This is a genomic window from Chryseobacterium cupriresistens (genome assembly GCF_046614675.1).
GTDB classification, from domain to species: domain Bacteria; phylum Bacteroidota; class Bacteroidia; order Flavobacteriales; family Weeksellaceae; genus Chryseobacterium; species Chryseobacterium cupriresistens.
Map to the genome: position 1 here is coordinate 102,389 of NZ_JBKKJT010000011.1, position 21,516 is coordinate 123,904.

At 38.2% G+C, this 21,516-nt stretch carries 20 protein-coding genes; 11 read left to right on the forward strand and 9 right to left on the reverse strand.

Annotated elements, in window-relative coordinates:
- Positions 1 to 56: 56 nt before the first annotated feature.
- From ACLI50_RS20905 to ACLI50_RS20940, 8 genes are all read left to right on the forward strand, one after another.
- Positions 57 to 3,092, forward strand: coding sequence for a reprolysin-like metallopeptidase (locus ACLI50_RS20905; RefSeq protein ID WP_411414573.1), 3,036 nt, complete (start codon positions 57 to 59; stop codon positions 3,090 to 3,092).
- A 138-nt stretch (positions 3,093 to 3,230) separates the two neighbouring features.
- Positions 3,231 to 5,348: a methylmalonyl-CoA mutase gene (scpA, locus tag ACLI50_RS20910; RefSeq protein WP_202840055.1), complete on the forward strand. Its 2,118-nt coding sequence runs from the start codon at positions 3,231 to 3,233 to the stop codon at positions 5,346 to 5,348.
- A gap of 57 nt (positions 5,349 to 5,405) precedes the next feature.
- Positions 5,406 to 5,906 carry a P-loop NTPase family protein gene (locus ACLI50_RS20915; protein ID WP_411414574.1) on the forward strand — a complete coding sequence of 167 codons (501 nt, stop codon included), beginning with the start codon at positions 5,406 to 5,408 and terminating at the stop codon, positions 5,904 to 5,906.
- Between the two features lie 445 nt (positions 5,907 to 6,351).
- Positions 6,352 to 7,089, forward strand: a complete 738-nt coding sequence (locus ACLI50_RS20920; RefSeq protein ID WP_202840052.1) for a hypothetical protein — start codon at positions 6,352 to 6,354, stop codon at positions 7,087 to 7,089.
- 27 nt (positions 7,090 to 7,116) lie between these two features.
- Entirely contained in the window at positions 7,117 to 8,508 is a 1,392-nt protein-coding gene (locus tag ACLI50_RS20925) for an RtcB family protein (protein ID WP_411414575.1), read from the forward strand.
- 68 nt (positions 8,509 to 8,576) lie between these two features.
- Positions 8,577 to 9,275, forward strand: coding sequence for a peptide chain release factor H (gene prfH / locus ACLI50_RS20930; RefSeq protein ID WP_411414576.1), 699 nt, complete (start codon positions 8,577 to 8,579; stop codon positions 9,273 to 9,275).
- Positions 9,262 to 9,771 (forward strand): tetratricopeptide repeat protein, encoded by a 510-nt coding sequence (locus ACLI50_RS20935; protein ID WP_411414577.1) that lies wholly within the window; start codon positions 9,262 to 9,264, stop codon positions 9,769 to 9,771. Before prfH ends, ACLI50_RS20935 begins: the two co-directional genes overlap by 14 nt.
- 223 nt (positions 9,772 to 9,994) lie before the next feature.
- On the forward strand, positions 9,995 to 12,574 hold the full coding sequence (locus tag ACLI50_RS20940; RefSeq protein ID WP_202840044.1) for a T9SS-dependent M36 family metallopeptidase: 2,580 nt from the start codon (positions 9,995 to 9,997) through the stop codon (positions 12,572 to 12,574).
- Between the two features lie 48 nt (positions 12,575 to 12,622).
- Here the strand turns inward: ACLI50_RS20940 and ACLI50_RS20945 are convergent, their stop codons facing one another.
- On the reverse strand, positions 12,623 to 12,910 hold the full coding sequence (locus tag ACLI50_RS20945) for a c-type cytochrome (protein ID WP_227942672.1): 288 nt from the start codon (positions 12,908 to 12,910) through the stop codon (positions 12,623 to 12,625).
- A gap of 20 nt (positions 12,911 to 12,930) precedes the next feature.
- Positions 12,931 to 13,224, reverse strand: coding sequence for a c-type cytochrome (locus ACLI50_RS20950; RefSeq protein ID WP_137904801.1), 294 nt, complete (start codon positions 13,222 to 13,224; stop codon positions 12,931 to 12,933).
- 198 nt (positions 13,225 to 13,422) lie between these two features.
- Between ACLI50_RS20950 and meaB the strand changes: the two genes are divergently transcribed.
- Positions 13,423 to 14,415, forward strand: coding sequence for a methylmalonyl Co-A mutase-associated GTPase MeaB (meaB, locus tag ACLI50_RS20955; RefSeq protein WP_411414578.1), 993 nt, complete (start codon positions 13,423 to 13,425; stop codon positions 14,413 to 14,415).
- Here meaB and ACLI50_RS20960 read toward each other — a convergent pair.
- Positions 14,412 to 14,960, reverse strand: coding sequence for a DUF4251 domain-containing protein (locus tag ACLI50_RS20960; RefSeq protein ID WP_110009934.1), 549 nt, complete (start codon positions 14,958 to 14,960; stop codon positions 14,412 to 14,414). The genes meaB and ACLI50_RS20960 overlap by 4 nt on opposite strands.
- A 105-nt stretch (positions 14,961 to 15,065) precedes the next feature.
- On the opposite strand from ACLI50_RS20960, the gene ACLI50_RS20965 reads away from it, so the two are divergent.
- Positions 15,066 to 15,872: a M48 family metallopeptidase gene (locus ACLI50_RS20965; protein WP_110009933.1), complete on the forward strand. Its 807-nt coding sequence runs from the start codon at positions 15,066 to 15,068 to the stop codon at positions 15,870 to 15,872.
- 85 nt (positions 15,873 to 15,957) lie between these two features.
- The gene (locus ACLI50_RS20970) at positions 15,958 to 16,269 is read left to right on the forward strand and encodes a hypothetical protein (protein ID WP_110009932.1); all 312 of its coding nucleotides are present in this window, start codon (positions 15,958 to 15,960) and stop codon (positions 16,267 to 16,269) included.
- Positions 16,270 to 16,305: 36 nt separating this feature from the next.
- On the opposite strand, the gene ACLI50_RS20975 is transcribed toward ACLI50_RS20970, so the two are convergent.
- The 6 genes from ACLI50_RS20975 to ACLI50_RS21000 all read right to left on the reverse strand — a co-directional run bounded on the left by ACLI50_RS20975 (position 16,306) and on the right by ACLI50_RS21000 (position 21,505).
- Complete coding sequence (locus tag ACLI50_RS20975; RefSeq protein ID WP_202840036.1) at positions 16,306 to 16,917, reverse strand: outer membrane beta-barrel protein; 612 nt, start codon at positions 16,915 to 16,917, stop codon at positions 16,306 to 16,308.
- On the reverse strand, positions 16,901 to 17,716 hold the full coding sequence (locus ACLI50_RS20980; protein ID WP_002983922.1) for an ABC transporter ATP-binding protein: 816 nt from the start codon (positions 17,714 to 17,716) through the stop codon (positions 16,901 to 16,903). Before ACLI50_RS20980 ends, ACLI50_RS20975 begins: the two co-directional genes overlap by 17 nt.
- Positions 17,716 to 18,468, reverse strand: a complete 753-nt coding sequence (locus ACLI50_RS20985) for an MlaE family ABC transporter permease (RefSeq protein WP_110009930.1) — start codon at positions 18,466 to 18,468, stop codon at positions 17,716 to 17,718. Before ACLI50_RS20985 ends, ACLI50_RS20980 begins: the two co-directional genes overlap by 1 nt.
- Positions 18,469 to 18,570: 102 nt before the next feature.
- A complete protein-coding gene (locus ACLI50_RS20990; RefSeq protein ID WP_411414579.1) occupies positions 18,571 to 19,941 on the reverse strand; it encodes an exopolysaccharide biosynthesis polyprenyl glycosylphosphotransferase in 1,371 nt (456 codons plus the stop codon).
- A 43-nt stretch (positions 19,942 to 19,984) separates the two neighbouring features.
- A complete protein-coding gene (locus ACLI50_RS20995) occupies positions 19,985 to 20,614 on the reverse strand; it encodes a 7-carboxy-7-deazaguanine synthase QueE (protein WP_110009928.1) in 630 nt (209 codons plus the stop codon).
- Positions 20,615 to 20,620: 6 nt separating this feature from the next.
- Complete coding sequence (locus tag ACLI50_RS21000) at positions 20,621 to 21,505, reverse strand: bifunctional 5,10-methylenetetrahydrofolate dehydrogenase/5,10-methenyltetrahydrofolate cyclohydrolase (RefSeq protein WP_034692667.1); 885 nt, start codon at positions 21,503 to 21,505, stop codon at positions 20,621 to 20,623.
- Positions 21,506 to 21,516 lie beyond the last annotated feature (11 nt).

Sequence of the window (21,516 nt, forward strand, 5' to 3'; positions counted from 1 at the left end):
TCTTATTTTTAAGGCGGATATTTAAAGTTTATTAATTCTAAACTAATTAGGTAATTATGAAAAAAAGAATTTTACTGGTTTGTGCATTGGCTGCTGGGCTATCCAGCCTTAATGCGCAGAGGTGGGAACCTGCCTCACAAAGAACATCAGAGATCAGAAAAGAAGTCGAAGTTCAGTATGCTTACAGATTTGATTTACAGTATCTTAGAAATATTCTGAAAGATGCTGTAGAAACAGGTAAAGGAGCTCAGGCTGTGATCGTATCTCTGCCTACAGCAGAAGGAAAAATTGAAAAATTTGCTGTTTATAGTGATCCTGTTATGGAGAAATCCATGGCAGACAGATATCAGCTGGGATCTTATGTAGGAGTAGGGGTTGATGATCCTGGCAAATATGTAAGATTCAGTACTGCACCTACCGAAATGCAGTCGATGATTATCAAAGACGGGAAGTTTCAGTTTATAGAGCCTATTACTGCTGATAAGCAGGTGTATGGTGTTTTCTATAAAACAAAAAGAACAGAGGCAGATCATGGTTTTGAATGTACTACCGAAGAGAAAAATTTCAAAGATATTAAATCATTAGAAGCCTTCGGAAAAAAAAATCTTTCTAATGTAGGAATTACAAGCAGACCGGCAAGTACAAAATTCAGAACTTACAGATTGGCTCTCTCTACTACGGGAGAATATACAAAGAAATTTGATCCGACTGGAGGAGTAACCAATACCGTTACTCAGATGAATGCTACTATAACCCGTGTAAATGGCGTTTTTCAAAAAGATTTTGCAATTAAACTGATTATTCAGGATCTTCCTAACATTATATATACAGACCCTGCAACAGACCCTTATACTGGAAACTTAAACTTACAGCTTCAGCAAACCTTAACAGCTCAAGTAGGGAATGCGAATTATGATATGGGGCATGTATTCAATGCTGCCGGTGGTAACGGAAATGCCGGATCTATCGGATCTACATGTGTAGATCCTGCTACAGCTACTTCATTAGCAAAAGGATCTGCGTTTACACAGAATACCAATCCAACAGGAGATCTTTTTGATATTGATTATGTTGCGCATGAAATGGGACACCAGCTTGGAGGAAACCATACCTTTTCACATGCTACGGAAGGCTCTGGTGTAAATGTTGAGCCGGGTGGAGGAACAACAATTATGGGATATGCCGGAATTACTCAGGACAATGTACAGGCTAATTCGGATGCTTATTTCCATTATTCTTCAATTAATCAGATTCTAAATAGCTTAGACGCCAAGACTACTTGTGGAACATCTGAAAATATTACAAATAATACAGCACCTACTATTGCAGCCCTTACAGCATACACTATTCCAAAGGGTACTCCTTATTACCTGGATGCATCTGCTACCGATGCTGAAGGTGATGCAATAAAATATACCTGGGAGCAATATGACAGTGTCAATAATCTTGCTTCTATTTCCGGAGACAGTGGTTGGGGATACAATGCACAAGGCTCGATTGCAAGATCTTTCTTCGGAACAGCAAGCGGAAGAAGATATTTCCCGAGTTTACCACTTGTAATGGCTGGAAAACTTACTAATAAAGCTACCTGGGAAACAGTTTCCTACATACCGAGAATACTTCACTATGCGGTAACTGCTAGAGATGAAAATGCTTTGAGACCAATGCTTGTATCTTCAGAAACAACCCTTACTGTAGGAAATGACGGACCATTTAAATTTAATGGAATTACTTCTTCGACAACCCTATACAATAATGCATCAAATACAATTACCTGGGATGTTGCCAATACCAATGCCGCACCATATAATGCAAGTAATGTAAAGATTGAGTATACTACAGACCTTGTTAATGGATCTGCATGGACAGAATTAGTGGCTTCCACTCCAAATACAGGAACCTATACAGTACAGATGCCTGCAAATCTGACAGGAGCAATCAAATTAAAAATTTCAGCTATAGGAAACGTATTCTATGCAGTATCTCCACAAGTAACTGTAGGCACAGCCCCTACATCTACTACAGCAGCTCCTACAGGAGTATCTGCTTTAGCATCTGAAATCTTAAAAACTACAGCAAGATTGTCTTGGAATAACGTGCCTGGAGCTACTTATTCTATTAACTATAGAAAAGTAGGAGAAACAAACTGGCAGAATACAACAAGCTCTGTAAACTCTGTTTTATTAAGTAGTTTAGAGGATGAAACTAATTATGAAGCTCAGGTTGCGGCTGTTGTGAATAGTGTTCCGGGAACATTCTCAGCAAACTATGCATTTAAAACAAAAGGTTTAACTACAGGAGCAGATTATTGTCTGATGAGTACAGGGGGAAATAACCTGAATGCCCCATATTATAGCGGTCTTATTCAGCTTAACCTATCTAATCTTGCCTATTTCTCCGGTAATTTAGCCACTGCAGCAAAAACTTATCTTGATTTCAGTGATGATCCAACGAAAATAATTAATTTAACTAAAGGAACCCAGTATACAGCTTCATTTAGAAACTTAGGGCATGATTTGGGTACATACAGTGACTTCCTTGAAATCTGGATCGATTATAATAGAAATGGAATTTTTGAATCTACAGAAAAAGTAGGATCTCATTCAGCTGTCCCTGTATACAATGCAGCAAACCAGCTTAGCTTCCATGATGGAACAATTACATTTACTGTGCCCGCAACTGCATATGCAGGCGATAAATCATTGAGAATGAGAGTTGCAAGTACATTCTTTAATGCAGCCACAGGACCATGTGGTGTTTCATCAGTTCCGGTACAGGGAGGAGGAGTTATTTCTACTGGAGGCTTCAGAGACTTTACTGTAAAAATTGCAGAAACCCTTGCTGTAAATGAAACAAAAGATGTAAAATCAACTGAGATTTCAATCTATCCGAACCCTGCAGATACTTTCGTAGAAGTGAAAAATCTGAAAGGAAAAGCAGATTATAAAATCTATACTGCTGACGGAAGATTAGCTCAGGAAGGTCAGATTGACGGACAAAGAATTAATGTTGCTTCATTAATCAAAGGGATGTATGTGATCACGATAAAAGATGACAAAAATACTTACAATACGAAGCTTATCAAAAAATAAGCACACTATTTATAAATAAGAATGGCCGGACAAATGTCTGGCCTTTTTCTTTTGCTAAAATCAAGAAAAACAGAATGTTAACAGAAGTTTCATGTTTCGTTCAAAAAAATTAACTTTACGGGGACAAAAATAATTGGAATGCGAAAGACAATTTCTGTGAAAAACCCGGATTTTAGTGTATCACCTCAGGAAAGAGAGATTTACAATTTTGAAAAAGACGGCCTTGAACTCAAATCATCCTATGAAAAAAAAGATGTAAAAGATGAATCATTAACGCAGACTTCACCAGGAATTGCTCCCTATCTGAGAGGGCCGTATTCCACCATGTATGTTCAGAAGCCATGGACGATTCGTCAGTATGCCGGGTTTTCCACAGCTGAAGAATCCAATGCTTTTTACAGAAGAAACCTTGCAGCCGGCCAGAAAGGGCTTTCCGTAGCATTTGACCTGGCCACACACAGGGGATATGATTCTGACCATTCAAGGGTGGTGGGAGACGTAGGAAAAGCAGGTGTTGCCATCGACTCTGTGGAAGATATGAAGATTCTTTTCAATGAGATTCCACTGGATCAGATTTCAGTATCCATGACCATGAACGGAGCGGTACTTCCAATTTTGTCTTTCTACATTGTAGCGGCAGAGGAGCAGGGAGTAAAACAGGAACTGCTTTCAGGAACCATTCAGAATGATATTTTGAAAGAATTCATGGTGAGAAATACGTACATCTATCCGCCGGCACCTTCTATGAAGATCATCGCAGATATTTTTGAATATACCTCGCAAAACATTCCGAAATTCAACTCAATTTCCATCTCCGGATACCATATGCAGGAAGCTGGTGCTACACCCGTACTTGAAATGGCGTACACACTGGCAGACGGTCTTGAATACGTAAGAACAGGAATCAAAGCAGGAATGAATGTAGACGATTTTGCCCCAAGATTATCTTTCTTCTGGGCAATCGGAATGAATCATTTCATGGAAATTGCTAAAATGCGTGCCGCAAGGTATATCTGGGCAACCCTCTTAAAACAGTTTAATCCTCAGAACCCGAAATCTCTGGCATTAAGAACCCACTCTCAGACTTCCGGCTGGTCTCTGACAGAGCAGGAACCGTTTAATAATATTACAAGAACAGCTATCGAAGCGTTGTCTTCTGCTTTAGGAGGAACACAGTCTCTCCACACCAATGCACTGGATGAAGCCATTGCACTTCCCACCGACTATTCAGCAAAAATTGCAAGAAATACACAGATCATTCTTCAGCAGGAAAGTGGAATATGTGATGTGGTAGATCCGATGGGAGGTAGTAACCTGGTGGAAAGCCTTACTCAGCAGATGATTGAAGAAGCGATGAGGTACATTGATGAGGTAGAACAGGAAGGAGGAATGACCAAAGCTATTGAAGCCGGAATTCCAAAAATGAGAATTGAAGAAGCTGCTGCTAAAAAACAGGCTAAGATTGATAGCGGAGAAGAATTCATTATCGGAGTGAATTCATTCAAATCCTCATTGAAACAGGAGCAGATAGAAATCTTAGATATTGATAATACAGAAGTTCGCAGAAAGCAGATCGAAAGACTGAATACCATCAAAGCAGAACGAAATACAGAAGCAGTGGAACAAATCCTTAATGACATCCGTGAAAGCGCAAAAACAGGAAAAGGAAACCTTCTGGCATTATGTATTGAAGCCGCAAGAAGAAGAGTTACCCTTGGCGAAATGAGTGATGCCATGGAAGAATCTTTCGGAAGATATAAAGCAAATATTAAAACAATCTCTGGTGTATACGCAATGAATGCCGGTAAAAATGAATACTTTGAAAAAGCCCTTACCCTGACTCAGAAATTTGAAGAAGAAGAAGGACGACGCCCAAGGCTAATGGTAGCCAAAATGGGACAGGATGGCCACGACAGAGGTGCAAAAGTAGTAGCAACAGCATTTGCCGATATGGGATTTGATGTGGATGTGGCTCCCTTATTCCAGACCCCGGAAGAAGTTGCTAAACAGGCTGTGGAGAATGATATTCACATTTTAGGAGTTTCCTCATTGGCAGCAGGACACAAAACACTGGTTCCGCAGGTGGTGGAAGAGTTATCCAAGCTGGGAGCAGATGATATTACCATCGTTGTAGGTGGAGTAATTCCACAACAGGATTATGAATTCTTGTATGCCAACGGTGCCGATTTTATTTTCGGGCCCGGAACCAACCTGCCGAAATGTGCCGTAGAAATTCTGGAAAAATTCCTAAATTAATTATTTGTAGAGAATAACTTGCATGGCTTTTGTATAGTTTAATGAAAAAATTTCATTATGGCTTATACAGTAGTTTCAGTATTTCCGGTGACTGTAGATACAGAGGGAATTAAAAAAGGATTAAAAGAAAAAGGCTTTGACGAAGCAAACATCATTATTTCAAAGTCCAGAGTAGAAAGTGGTATGTCTGCTGATCAGTATCAGGAAGATAAACAGACACAGGATTTTTTTGACTATGTTTTTGCTCACGATGCAGAAATGTTGGACGCTTACCGTAAACACAGTGTAGGCAGAAGCAATGTTATTGTTTATACCGATAATCTTGAACAGGCAAAAGCAGCCAAAGAAGTATTAAATGAATATGGAGCTCTTGAAGTCTACCGAAAACCTTCAGAAAAAAGAGATAGCATTCCGGAGGGTATGACTGAGGATGAATATAATGGTATCATTGCCAAAGCAAGACATAATCTTTACTTTCTCGGATCAGAAAGAGTCTATCATTCCAATCAGGTGAAAGGAATGGATGACGAAATGGATAGTCTGGGTTCAAAAGATTAATTTCACAATAAATTAAAGACTGGTTAAAGAAATAACCAGTCTTTTTATTAAAAAATATTTTGATTCTCAGAAAAATGTCTATATTTGCACCTGAAAATCAAGTTTAACCAATAAAAAACGACGAAGCAATGTTCAGAACTAAACAGAATTCTACAGTTGGATTGCCACTTATGGTGGTAAGGCTTCGCGGTTTGGTACATTCTTAGAATAACAGTACAATGAAATATCAAAACCCGAAGTCGTAGAGATTTCGGGTTTTTTATTGCGCAATATTTCAAACTTCAAGTTTCCCCGAAATCTTTTTTAGTGTCATTAAAGGCAAAATAAGATGAGAAATATTCCTCAGAACTATTTCGTCTATTATTAATCCATTCAACTAGTATTTTAGTTGATTAAAAGCTGTGTGAGATAAAAATTAAGATCTCACACAAGGCTTCTGTTAACAATGGAAAATGATAATCTTCTGTTCTCCCGCCTGAGAAGTGTGAGAAGCAGAAAAAGAGCAATTAGAAAAGATGTAGAAAAGCAGATAAGAAAAAAATATCGACGTAGTGAAGAACTTTGGGAAATCAGACGAAATACCCCATGGATTCTTTTGGATAAACCTTATCAAAGAGGATTTGTAAGATTCTTTGTGGTAAGAGAAGATGTCATGAGATCCAAAGACGGAGAATTCTTTGAAGGAATACTGAAGAAAATTAATACCTACATGTATTCGGAAAGCCGCCGGTTTTTAAAAAAGAAAAGAAAATTCGGGCGGAGAATATATGTAGAGAGAGTACAGAAACTCCAGCATATTTCTTCATATTCCTGGAATGACCCGAAGCTGGGACTTACAGCAAGAGAAAGACAGTATTTTTTGAAACAGGAAGAGTACTGCCCGGCCCGGAAGTCTTATGTTCCTTACTACGAATTTATTGAACCATGGAGGTTTACACTGCGTACAAGACCTAATATGATCACCCATTATAAACCTGTAAACTTTGAATTGGAAAAAGAGTGTGCAGAACTGGACGATTATTTAGGGCAGCATAAAATTGTAGGAATTATCAACAAAACAATGTATGGTAAGTCATCTTCATGGAAAAGCAAAAGAGAAGATATTCCACTTATTAAAAGCAGGAAATTTGCTACCTGCAAAATGTCTGCAACAGAGATTGCGGAAAGCTTACAGGACTTATAAGTCCTACTGTTATTTAAAACAAAAACAATGGGAAATTTAAAACTAAAAGGAAAAGATATATTAAAACTGGGCTATCCAAATAATCAAAGCATAAACGTAGCATTGGAAGTCATGAAAAGAAATTTTGCAACGAAGAATATTCACCACGTAAAATCTCTTTTAAAGGAAATCCTGCTGAACCCGGAAGAATTTGAAAAAGATCTCACCTTCGGACAGATTGCAGAAACCCTGCTTTCATCCAAAAAAACTGAAAAGCGGATGCTGAATTCACAGCGGGCTTCATTTCAGATTTTTGGTACTAACATTTCAGAGGAGGCAAAAAATCAGCTATACACTGCCTTGAAGCTGCCAATTTCAACTCAGGGAGCATTAATGCCTGATGCCCACAGCGGTTACGGCCTTCCTATCGGTGGAGTTCTGGCGGTGGAAAATGCAGTAATCCCTTACGGAGTAGGAATGGATATTGGCTGCAGAATGAGCCTCAGTATTCTGGATACGCCCGTTTCATATCTTGAAGGGGCAAGAGATAAATATGAAAAAGCGCTTGCTGAACATACAAAATTCGGAATGTATGAGACCCATAAATCTCATATAGACCATGAGATTTTTGAAAGAGATACATTCGATATGATCCCGATCTTAAGAAGATTAAAGGGAAAAGCCATCAAACAGATGGGATCCTCAGGCGGGGGAAATCATTTTGTAGAATTCGGGGAAGTGGAAATTACCGAAGAAGATGAACAGATTGGCCTGCCTAAAGGAAAATATCTGGGAATACTTTCTCACAGCGGCTCAAGAGGTCTTGGAGCTGAGATAGCCCAGTATTACTCAAGGATGGCAACAGAACAATGTCCATTACCAAAAGAAGCGCAAAACTTCGCCTGGCTGGACCTCAGTACACACCTGGGATTGGAATACTGGACGGCAATGAACCTTGCCGGAGATTATGCTTCAGCCTGCCATGATGATATTCACAGAAGGCTGGTGAAAGCGGTTGGTGGAAGAGTAAAAGCCAGAATTGAAAACCATCACAACTTCGCGTGGAAAGAAATCCATAACGGAAAAGAAGTGATTGTTCACCGGAAAGGAGCCACTCCTGCCAATGAGAATGAATTGGGAATGATTCCCGGATCCATGACGGCGAAAGGATTTATCGTTCGTGGAAAAGGAAACCCGGAATCGCTGAACTCTGCCTCTCATGGAGCCGGAAGAGCGCACTCAAGAGGGGAATGCAGAAGCCTTTTCACGCAGCATGATATCAAAAAAGAACTGAAGATGAAAAATGTCACACTGATGGGCGGAAATGCAGAGGAAGCACCAATGGCCTACAAGGACATCAATGAAGTGATGAATGCACAGAGTGAGCTGGTAGACATCCTGGGAACATTCCAGCCACGAATTGTGAGAATGGACAGGTAATTAATCTAATACTTTACAACCTTACAGGTTTCAAAAACCGGTAAGGTTTAGTAAAATGTAACAAAAAAATGGAAAAATTAATACAGATCACTTCAGGAAGAGGTCCTTTGGAATGCCAGTGGGTGGTAGCCAAGGTCCTGAAGACCTTTCTTGAAGAGGCAAAACAAAATACAATAGAGTATGAGATCATTCATCGTGAAAGCGGTGATGAAAATCTGACCTTAAAATCAGTAACTGTACTTTTAAAAGGAAAAGACGTAAACCTGTTTCTGAAAAGCTGGCTGGGAAGCATTTGCTGGATTGGAAAAAGTACTTTCAGGAAACTGCATAAAAGAAGCAACTGGTTTATCGGAATTTTTGAATTGGAAAATGTTAAAATGATTAATTTCAATGAAAAAGATATAAGATTTCAGACCGCGAGGAGCCAGGGAAGCGGAGGGCAAAATGTAAATAAAGTGAATACTGCTGTGCGTGCCACCCATATTCCCACTAAAGAAACTGCTTTTGTGCAGGATTCCCGCTCACAACTTGAAAATAAAAAGTTATCGGTTATCAGATTAAAAGAAAAGGTAATGGCGGTTTATATTCAACAGTTGGAAAGAAAGCTGAAAGAAACCTGGGTTCTTCAAATGCAGGTAGAACGTGGAAATCCGGTTCGTACATTTTCAGGAACAGATTTTAAAAAGAATTATGAAGACAGGACATTCAAAAAACAAAGGAATACCTTGAAAAATGAACTTAAAAACTACAACAATGACCTTAACTAAAAGCAAATATTATTTTGAAGCGTTAGACTACTTTCCATTCAATCTTTCTGAATGCATGGATGTACTGAACTACGCGTTATCTTATGAACCTGAAGATGCAGACAGCCTTTGTCTGATGGGAAGAGTATATTCTGAAGAATTAAAGGATTATGAAACAGCAAAGAAGTACTTTAATGAAGCCATGCAAAGTAATATCGGGAATATCAATACTCCCAAATATTATATTGAATGTCTTTTGAATAATGAAGATTATGAAGAAGCAGAAAAACTGATTGACTTTGCTCTTAAATTAAAAGGTATTGACAAATCGGAAATTCTGAACTGCCAGTCTTTTCTTCATGAAAGAAACTTTGAGTACAAACAGGCTTTAGGTGTCCTGAAAGAAGCTAAAAAATTTGCTTACAGCAGAGCAGCACTTGAAATACTTGAAGATAGAGAAAAGATGATTGAAGGTAAAATGCCCCGCTACAAGGATCAAAAAGAAGGAGGAGACTAAATAAATCTCCTCTCTTTGATAAAAATAGCTGATTATGCATGCATTAATTCAAAAATGAGCGCCTTCAAAAGTTAAAATTATAAAACAAAAACTTTAAAAAAATAAATAATATGATTAAAAAAAATCAAAAATATCGAGATATCGATGTTTTTCTTGATTTTATTTTTTTTATAAGTTGTTAGCAGGTAGTGTTTTATATATTTATCTACCTAAAAAAACAAATATGAATAAAAATTTTTTTCTAGTACCGTTTTCGGTGGCAGCATTTTTTGCTTCCGAAAATGTTTGTGGCCAAAATTCTTCGGAACTTATTCAGGAGTATTATCACAATAACGGGCAGATAGCACAAAAGAGTAAAAGTGATGCATCAGGAATTATTATTCTGAACGAAGATCTTTCCAAAAGTCTTGGAGCCAGAATTGTAGATGTGCAGCAAACCTATAATGGGCTTAGAGTCTATAACGCTATGGGAAAAGTAGTTATCAGGGAAAATAAAATTATTTCTGAGAAAAATGAATTTAAGAGGAATATTGTTGTTGATAGCTATAAAAATATCACTGCAAAATTTTCAGATGATCTTATCAAAAGTAAGCTGGGGCTGAAAGATATTTCTGAAATAAATTACTCTGATGATGTCTACTTCGAGAATAATAAGGTATACAAACTTGCAAAAGAATTATTTGTTTCTGACAAGAATTCTTCCGATGTATGGCATGTAATAGCTGACGCAAATACAGGTGAAATACTCACTAAAGATAATATGACAGTGAGTTGTCGTTTTGAGGGTGCTGAGTATGAAGATAATAGTTCTGAAGAACCGGCAATGTCTCACCTGGCATATATGGCACCCGCTGAAAGAAAGGAATATATAAAAATACCCGGAAAGCAGGTTCCGGATAATGCATCTTATAACGTGTTTCCGTTACCGGTAGAGGCTCCTACATTTGGAGCCCGCTCTATAATCAGTAACCCATGGGATCTTACAGCATCTCCCGAAGGCTGGCATTCTGACGGAACCAACAGCTATACCATAACACGGGGAAATAATGTTTACGCATATTCTGATCAGAATGATACCAATACAGCGGGATACTCTCCGGACGGCGGAAGCTCACGTATTTTTGATTTTCCTTTTGCTGACGGAAGATATGATAATCCCTTCACCTATAAAGATGCTGCTATCACCAATTTATTTTATATGAATAATAAAATGCATGATCTGTTTTATAAATTCGGATTTACAGAATCTGCCAGAAACTTCCAGACCAATAATTTTGGAAATGGCGGTATGGGAGGAGATGCTGTTAATGCAGAAGCTTTTGACGGAAGCGGTCTTAACAATGCCAATTTTAGCCCTGGCTATGAAAAAATTGTCAACGGACAGCCACAGGTGAAGGCAGGTAGAATGCAGATGTATCTATATGACAGGCTGCAAACAGCAGATGACCCCGTAGTAAGGTATCAGTACAATTCTCCTGCTTCTGTTGCGAGCAGACCTAAAGTAATGACAGCCGGAGCATCGTTTGGCCCTTTGTATCAAGCTCCCGTAACAGGAGATCTTGCTATTCCGGTACCTGCTGATGCCTGTACTGCACCGGCCGCCGGAAGCCTGACCAATAAAATTGCAGTTATCACAGCTGCTAATTGTGAATATAGTCTTAAAGCCCTCAACGCACAGAACGCAGGAGCTCTGGGTGTCATTATGTATAAACCTTCTTCCGATATACCAAATTCATTGGCGGCAGGTACTTATGGAGGACAGGTCACCATTCCTACTATCAGTATAGGAAAAACAGAAGGTTTATACTTGACCGGGCAGTTGAACAACGGAAATACAATTAATGTAACTCTTAATTTTGATTATAGTGGTTTCAAGAATGCATGTTTTGATAATGGCACTATGGCCCATGAGTATGGACATGGAATATCCAACCGAATGACCGCGCAGGGATACAGTTGTCTCTCATCTACCAACAGCACAGAGCAGATGGGTGAAGGCTGGTCTGATTTCTTTGGGCTTATGGTGACTGCCAGACCCGGAGACACTTCAGCTGTTCCCAGAGGACATTCAACTTACACGAAAAACGAGCCTATAACAGGAAATGGCAACAGATTAGCGAAATATTCTCCTGATTTTAGTATTAATAATTATACTTACGGAAAAACAAATACAAATACAGAAGTCCATCAGATAGGGTTTATATGGGCAACAATGCTTTGGGACCTGGCCTGGAAGTATATCGAAAAATATGGATACAATAATGATCTACTGGCCAGCAATACTTCCGGAAATGCAAAGGTTCTTCAGATTGTCATTGATGGGCTTAAACTGCAGCCGTGCAGCCCCACTTTTATTGATGGAAGGGATGCTATTCTGCAGGCTGATGTAATAGGAAATGGAGGGAATGATAAATGCCTGATCTGGAATGTATTTGCAAGAAGAGGACTTGGGGTGAATGCATCCGCAGGCTCCAAAACGGTTGCTAATGATCAGGTAGAAGACTTTACGATACCCGCTGAATGCAGCACAGCTTTGGGGACTCAGGAAATTAAAAAAACAGGATCCAGGTTTATTGTATTCCCAAATCCTGCTTATGATGAATTTTTCGTAGGAAATATAGAGCAATCCCTTAAAGAAGTTAAAATTACGATGTTTGATATGTCTGGTAAATTAGTATTGACGGACTCCAGAGAATCAGGGTCGAAGAAAGCTGTCTCTGTAAAAGGGCTACAAAAAGGAGTTTATATGGTTCATATCAGCCAGGGGAATCAGTCTCAGGTTGAAAAACTTATCGTAAGATAGCAGCAGGTACCAATTGGGTGAATAAAAAATAAGCTTTCTAAGGAAAGCTTATTTTTTATTCACAGAAATCAGATAATCATACACCATTTGATGCTGGTCATCAGTAAGCTTAGCCTTTGGAGCCATTCTGCTTAAAGTGTTGATCCACCCTTTGTCGTCATGTTTTGTTGGTTCCGGCAATTTATGGCATTTTGCACAGGAATTTTCAAAAATGGTCTTTCCCTGCGCCAGCTGCTCAGATGAGGTATACTTTGGCCCGGTTACAGCCACACTTTTTGGTCCGCACGATACCAGAAATGCTGATGCCGCGATACCTGTTAAAATGAATTTTTTCATATCTATTTTTGTTTGATGAATTACTTCTTTACAGAAACAATATAATCATAAACCCATTGGTGCTGCTCATCCGTCAGTTTTGCCTTTGGAGCCATAGAATTCATGATTCCTACCCATTGTACAGGTGTATGTGAAGCAGGATCCGGCAATTTATGACATCTTCCACAGGAATTTTCAAAAATAGTTTTCCCTTGAGCAATCTGTTCTGCAGTAGACGTTGAAGTTCCTGCAGCAGCAGTAGAGGTAGCAGCTTTCGGCGTACAGGAAACCAGTAGAATACCGGTAAACGAAGCCGCAGCGATGAGTTTTTTCATGTTTCTTTTTTTGAGATATAACAAATGTAATAAATTCCTTAAGCCTTTGATACAGGGTGTTCTAGTTTTAATTTAGAAGAAATAAAAATTGAATTCATACGAGATAGGGAATTACAAATGAAGATAATTGATGTCTTTTAACTCATCATTATGAATAGGCTATTGACCATTCCCATTTTAATTATTAATTTTGAATCAATGAAATTTTCTACAGAAGAATTAATAGAGGGAATACAATCAGGAAACAAGCGCCTGATTGCAAAAGCTATTACATTGGTTGAAAGTAAAAAAGCAGAGCACAGGGTACAGGCAGAAGAACTTTTGAAGAAAATTATGCCTCATACCGGAAACTCTGTGAGAGTAGGAGTAACGGGAGTTCCAGGAGCCGGCAAATCTACTTTTATAGAAAACTTTGGACGCCTGGCTATTGCCCAAGGTAAAAAAGTGGCAGTTTTGGCCATAGATCCCAGCTCGGCAATCAACAAAGGAAGTATTTTAGGGGATAAAACCAGAATGGAAGAACTGGCCAAAGAAGAAAATGCATTCATACGCCCTTCCCCAAGTTCCGGGTTTTTGGGAGGAGTAGCCAATACTACCTTTGAAACCATGATGATCTGCGAGGCTGCAGGATACGATTATATTTTAATAGAAACCGTTGGAGTAGGACAGTCAGAAGTACTGGTTGCTGATATTACCGATGTTTTCTTATTCCTTAAAATCATTGGAGGCGGAGATGAACTTCAGGGCATAAAAAGAGGAATCATGGAAATGGTGGATGTTATTTTTATCAATAAAGTGGATCAGGATAACCTTCAGAAAGCAAAAAATACAAGGCTTGAACTGAAAAGAGCTCTGGACTTTATTCCTCCTAAAGAAAAAGGCTGGAAGATCCCTGTGCTATTAGGCTCTGCTCTTCATAACGAAGGGCTGCAGGATGTCTACGATAAAATATTTGAATTTATTGATCTGAAAAAGAAAAGCGGCCGTTTTGAAGAAATCCGTGTTCAGCAGGCTGAAAAGCGATTTGAATATTGGGTCCAGGAATATATTTTATCCCTTATGAAAAAAAGCAATTCGGTAGAGGAAGCTTATCATATGCATAAAAAAAATGCTTCAGCCATGGTTTCCAATCCAAGTACTGAAGCAAAATTATTTGTTGAAAAATTTTTATCTGATCAAAAAAGGGATTAAAGCTTCTCTTTTTCCTGTTTTACTTCAGTTTTTGAAATATATCCGTCATAAGTAATGGGCTGCCTGTCGCTGCTTCTCATCGATACGAAAGCTTTTCCGTTTTTAAAAATTTCTATATTCACTTCATCTACATTTCTTGCATCTTTAGGCTTGAATTTTAAAGTCCAGGTTCCCTTTTTATTCTGAGTTTTAGTTACCGTAAAATCTTTTGAGGTAAATCTGTAGCTGTTATCACTTGTACTTCCGTAAGTTGGATTGAAAAGCCTTCCAAAATAAGGCAGTACCACATCCAGTGTATTTTTACTTACATCAATGGTATAATCTCCATTCAGATTAAGCATTCTCGTTGCAGTAGCATTGGGCATAGAGTTCATGACATTGATAACATCATAATTGGTAGGATTGGCTCGTTGTGCATAGAAGGTAAACTCCTGGGAATTTACTAAAGTATCCACTGTTTTCGAATCTAATGAACCTTGTGATGCACAGCTCTGAAATAAGAACAGGAATCCAAAAATCATCAGTAAAGAAATATACTTTTTCATAATGAGATAATTATTAATTTTAAACAGCAAAATGTATGCAAATATTTTCTTTAAGAAATATTTTGGAATAAAAATTGTTAAGGTTGAATTATTAACACTCAAACTATGAAAGTTACACATCTATTAGGAATGGGAGCTATTGCTCTGTCGGCTGTTGCCTGTACTACAAATCCGATTACAGGAAGATCTTCTTTACAACTGGCCAACAATTCGGAAATTTTAACAATGTCTTCACAGGAATATAGAACGACATTGTCTAAAGGTAAAGTGATTACCGGTACGGCAGATGCAAAGAGAGTGGTAAATGTAGGAAACAGAATCAAAAATGCAGCAGAAAGATATTATCAGAGTATTGGAAGATCAGCGGATCTTGCCAACTATAGCTGGGAGTTTAATCTATTGCAGAGCAACGAGCTGAACGCATGGTGTATGCCTGGCGGTAAAGTAGCAGTTTATACCGGAATATTGCCGGTAACAAAAGACGATAACGGACTTGCCGTTGTAATGGGACATGAAGTTTCCCACGCATTGGCAGGCCACGGAAACGAAAGGATTTCTCAGGCAATGGTAGCCCAGTACGGAGGTGCAATCCTGGGAGGAACCATCTCCAATGCGCAATGGGCCAGTGTTTTCCAGAAGGTATATCCTATCGGATCGCAAGTGGCTTTACTGAAATACGGAAGAGGGCAGGAATCTGAGGCAGATGAAATGGGACTTTATCTGATGTCTATGGCCGGATATGACCCAAGAGCAGCCATTCCTTTCTGGAACAGAATGGAAGCAGCTTCTTCGGGAGCAAGGCAGCCTGAATTCTTATCTACCCACCCAAGCCCGGAAACAAGAATTTCAGATATCAATAAAGATCTTCCGAAAGCTTTAGAATATTATAAGGCTGCGGGAGGAAAATTATAATGAGAATTTTAATCTTGAGTAAAGCCTTATTAAATTTTTAGTAAATTTGGTAAGGCTTTTTTTATAAACACCTAAACACAATATTATGAAGAGTTTATCAATTACCGGACTTATACTTTTAGCAGTTTCTGCATTACTTTTCTATCTGACAACCGATTTTGCCGTAGAACAAATAAAAATTTCCCACATTATGGGAATAATGGCAGGAATAGGTATAGGACTTATCATTGGAGGAATGGTAGGATATGTAAGTAAAGGAAGCGCTATCAAAGCGGAACAGAAAAGAAAAGAATTCAAACAGCTGCAGAAAGACAAAGAAGAGCTTGAAAAACAGGCGGCAGAAATTGCAAAACGCCAGGCTGAACTTGAAGCACAAAATAAAAACCCTCAAATTTAAATTTGAGGGTTTAAAGTTGTTATTTTCGATATTAAATTAGAATTTATATCCTAAACCTACCATAAACAGATTAGGCCTGTTATCATATCTGATTTCCGTACCGGAAACTCTGTTGATGAAATTTCTTTCGTCTTTACTGAAAGCACCTTCATATCTTGCATTTACAATAAGTTTTTTGATTTCAAGCTGTGCACCAAACTGGTATCCTACAGTAAAATCATTTTTAGCATTTTCTTTGAAATCGTTGTAAGTATTGTCTTTATTTAAGTTAAAACTTCCTACAGGTCCTACAAAAACGCCCAGCATATTCCCTAAAAGGTTATATCCTAAAAGAACCGGAACATCGATACGGTTGCTTTTTACATCAAAAGTAGTGTTCTCTGTTGTAAACTCATTTTTGAAGTGAGTGTAATAGATTTCAGGCATCACAAACAATGAAGTAGGAAGACCTACTTTTAATGAAAGCCCAACGTTGAAACCTACATTATTTTTACCTGTTCCTTCAATTGCATCATTCACTGTTCCTTTGATATTGGACCATGAAGGAGAGCCTGTCGGAAAAATTAAGTTGGCTTTACCTGCCAGTGAAATCTGTGCAGAAGCCCACATTGAAAACCCTAATAACGCTATACTAAGTACCTTTTTCATTATCGTCTATTTTTGTATTTGTCGTTTCAATCGTTTTATTATTCTCAAGTAAATATTCTCTCAGCTCTTTAAACAGTTCTGAAGAATAAACGAAGTCAATCAGATTTTTATTGCCTGCAGTAATCAGAATGTCTTTGTTGCCTTCCCATTCTTTGATTCCCAGTCTTAGGTATACAATTTTCTCGCCAATCGTCATTACAGAGTTCATATCGTGGGTATTGACGATGGTTGTGGTATTGTATTCTTTTGTGATCTCGTAAAGAAGATCATCTATTACTTTTGAAGTATAGGGATCAAGTCCGGAATTGGGCTCATCACAGAACAGATATTTTGGATTGTTTACAATTGCTCTCGCAATAGCAACTCTTTTCTGCATTCCTCCTGAAATTTCAGAAGGATATTTCTTTTCAGCTTTATCAAGGTGTACTCTTCCTATTACTTCAAAAACCCTTTTCTTTTTTTCTCTGTAGGTAAGATTGGTAAACATGTCAAGAGGAAACATAATGTTTTCTTCAACAGTTAAAGAGTCAAATAATGCGCTTCCCTGAAAGACGGTCCCGATTTCTGAACGGAGATGCTGTTTTTCATCTCTGGTCATCGTATTGATATCTTTTCCATCAAACAGAATTTCTCCTGATGAAGGCATATATACATTCAGTAAACTTTTTAAAAACACAGTTTTTCCTGAACCACTCTGTCCAATAATCAGGTTTACCTTTCCTTTATCAAATGAAGTTGAAATTCCCTTCAATACTTCAACATCTCCAAAACTTTTCTTAAGATCTTTTACCTCAATCATCAGCTTAATATTAATTGGGTTAAAATTAATTCGGAAATGATAATGAATACCATTGTCCATACTACCGCCTGTGTACTGGCTCTACCTACTTCCAATGATCCTCCTTTTACGTTATATCCGAAATAAGAAGGTACTGTGGCAATGATGAAGGCAAAAACAGTTGTTTTGATAAATGCATAATAGATAAACAGATTGGGCATATACATTTGGATTCCCACTATATAATCGTTCTCGGTCCAGTTTCCGGTCAGAATTCCGGCAATATATCCTCCGCCGATACCAAATACTATACTGATAGCAATAAGAAGAGGGTTAAAGAGAACACAGGCAACAATTTTAGGGAAAATCAGAAAATTCGGAGAGTTTACTCCCATGATATCCAGAGCATCAATCTGTTCGGAAACCCTCATTGTTCCAATACTGGATGCAATATAAGACCCTACTTTACCCGCAAGAATCAGACTGATAATGGTTGGCGAAAATTCCAGAACCAATACAGCCTTTGTAGCGTATCCTACAAATGAAGTAGGAATAGGAAAAGAAGAAGCATCAAAGTTGTTGAACATCTGAATAGCAACTACAGCCCCCACGAAAATAGAAGTGAAGACTACAAGCCCGAAAGAATTTACTCCCAAATCATTAATTTCTCTCATGAACAGCTTCCAGAAAACCCTCATTTTCTGAGGTTTCTGCAGGGATTTTCCCAAGAGGATAATATATTCCCCTATTGCTGTGAAAAACTTTTTTAACATACTGCTAAATTAGACTTTTTTATTTAATTGGGCTACAGTCAAGAATAAGACCAAAGCTTGGTTTTGTGTTAAAATTATTTCAATATAATCTTATCCCGTTCTTTACTTTGCATTTTTATCTCCTCCCACAACCAATAGAACGGTTTTTAAAATAACGACCAGATCCAGGGCAAAGCTCCAGTTTCTTACATAGAAAGCATCGGCTAGAACTCTTTTTTTCATCTCTACTTCCACATCTCCGAAGTCACCCCGCAGTCCGTTCACCTGTGCTAATCCGGTAATACCAGGACTTACCATACTTCTCAGGCTGTATCTCCCGATTTTAGGTTTGTAATAATTGTCGACAGCCAGCATGTGAGGACGCGGGCCTACCACAGACATTTCTCCTCTCAGCACATTGATGAATTGAGGAAGTTCATCAAGGCTTGTTTTTCTTAAAAATTTACCTATTTTGGTAATCCTGGAATCATTTACTGAGGTGGTTTTGGTGGTAGATTCATCATTCACAACCATTGTTCTGAATTTAATACAATTGAAAACCTCTTCATGAAAGCCGTATCTTTTCTGAAAGAAAAAAACAGGTCCTTTGGAAGTTGTTTTAATTAAAATCGCAATGATTGGAAATACCCATGAGCAGATGAAGACCAATATAATAACAGAAAAGAAAATATCAAATGTCCTTTTCATCAGGAAATTAGAATAATAATCTAATGGATATCTGGCTTGATTAAGTACCGGCTGGGTCTGTATATATCCAAGGTCATAAAGGAAAAAATCGCTTTGGGTGATACTTGGAATCAGTGAAATGTGAATCTTATGATCTTCGGCCAGTCTGAAAATTTCATTTTCCATTGCTTCGTCATAGGAGTTTTCCATCGATAAAAATAAGGTGTGGATTCCGTTCTTTTTCCAGAAATCTACCAGTTCACTGATCTTCACCCCGGTATGTTCGTATTCAAATATTCTGTATCCATAATCTTTACGGTCTGTAAAGATATTCTTCAAAATTTCTGTGGAATGGTTGTCTCCTAAAAACATGACATTCCTGTAATTGGCACCAAGAGACCGTAAATATTTGATTGCAAAATATACTAATGATTTTGCAAGAAAGATGGCAATAAAAAGGTAAAGGGAAAGCCAGTAAATATCCGAATTGAAAAATACATTCTTACTTACCTTTCCTATAAGCAGCACTCCCAGTATAAAAAACAGGAAATGAATTAAAAGCCGTTCAAGAAACAGGGTATAAGTGAGGTTTCTCGGGATATTGTATATTTTTGTCCTACCGCTCAGGAGCACCCAGAACAAAAACAACAGAATGAGAGAAAAACTATTCTGGTACCAGGTTTCTTTATTGTATTTTAAACTTTCGTTTCTGCTTATAAAAAAGAATATGAAGACAGATGCAATAACCATGAGGTCAAGCAACATAATGATTGATTTCAGGTATCTAGAGTATCGAATTCTCTGCATCTATCGGTATTATAGCGGATAAGCACGGCTAATTTACACTTTTTTACGGGATATTCAGATATTTGTGAGTCTGAACAGAAGCCTGCCACTCAGGGTTTTCCAGAATGAAATCTGTGATCTTAGGATACATGTCGTTTCTTTTGCTCCATTCACTCTGAAGATAAAGTTTACAGTTTTCGGAAACTTTTGCAGCTTGTTCCTGAGCAAAAGTAAAATCATGCTGATTGAAAATAATGACTTTAAGCTCATTGGCCTTTTGATAGATCTCTTCTTTAGGAAGTCCTGTTTTCTTAGGGGAGAGAGTAATCCAGTCCAGTTGCCCGCTCATAGGATACGCTCCTGAAGTTTCAATATGTACTGTACATCCTAGTTCTTTTAGTTTGGAGGTCAGGATATCTAAATTCCACATTAAAGGTTCACCGCCGGTCAGCACTATTGTTTTACAATGTCTGGCAGCTGTTTCTGCAATTTCTTCTGCATTCATCAAAGGGTGGAGTTCCGGATCCCAGCTTTCTTTTACATCACACCAGTGACATCCTACATCACAACCTCCCAGCCTGATAAAATAGGCGGCTTTTCCGGTATGTGCTCCTTCTCCCTGTAAAGTGTAAAAATGCTCCATCACAGGGAGCATTTTACCTTCTTTTAATAAAATATCTTCTTCTTTATTCATTTTAAATTAGTCGTTATAGACCGAAGTTTTGTAAGCAATGATGGTGTTTTTCATCAACATCGCTCTTGTCATTGGGCCTACTCCTCCAGGTACCGGAGTGATCCAGCTTGCTTTGGCAGCACAGCTGTCAAAATCTACATCACCTGCAAGGTAATATCCTTTTGGAGAATCATTGTCTACTCTTGTAATACCCACGTCCACGATTACAGCTCCTTCTTTAATCATATCTCCTTTTAAGAAATGCGGATCTCCCAAAGCGGTAATGACGATGTCTGCTTTTCTTGTATATTCTTCGATGTCTTTCGTATATGAGTGTGTAAGGGTAACAGTAGAGTTTCCAGGGAAATCTTTTCTTCCCATCAAAATACTCATTGGTCTTCCTACAATTTTACTTCTTCCGATAATGACACAGTCTTTTCCTTTCGTTTCAATATTATATCTTTCCAATAATGTTAAAATCCCGAAAGGAGTTGCCGGTAAGAAAGTATCCATTTCAAGAGCCATTTTTCCAAAGTTTTCCGGGTGGAAGCCATCCACGTCTTTTCTAGGGTCAATAGCATTGATGATTTTTTCCTGATCAATCTGATCCGGTAAAGGCAGCTGAACGATAAATCCGTCTACTGCTTTAGACTTATTAAGCTCGTCAATTTTTTCCAATAGTTCAGATTCAGAAACAGTGCTTGGAAATTTAATTAAGCTGGATTGAAATCCTACTTCCTCACAGTCTTTTACTTTAGAGTTTACATAGGCCTTGCTAGCTCCATTATTTCCTACAAGAATAGCCACCAAATGCGGAGCTCTTCTTTTGCTTGCGAGAATCTTTTCTACTTCAACCTTGATCTCCGCTTTAATTTCCTTGGATACTTTAAGTCCGTCAAGAATTTCTGCCATTTTTACTTTTT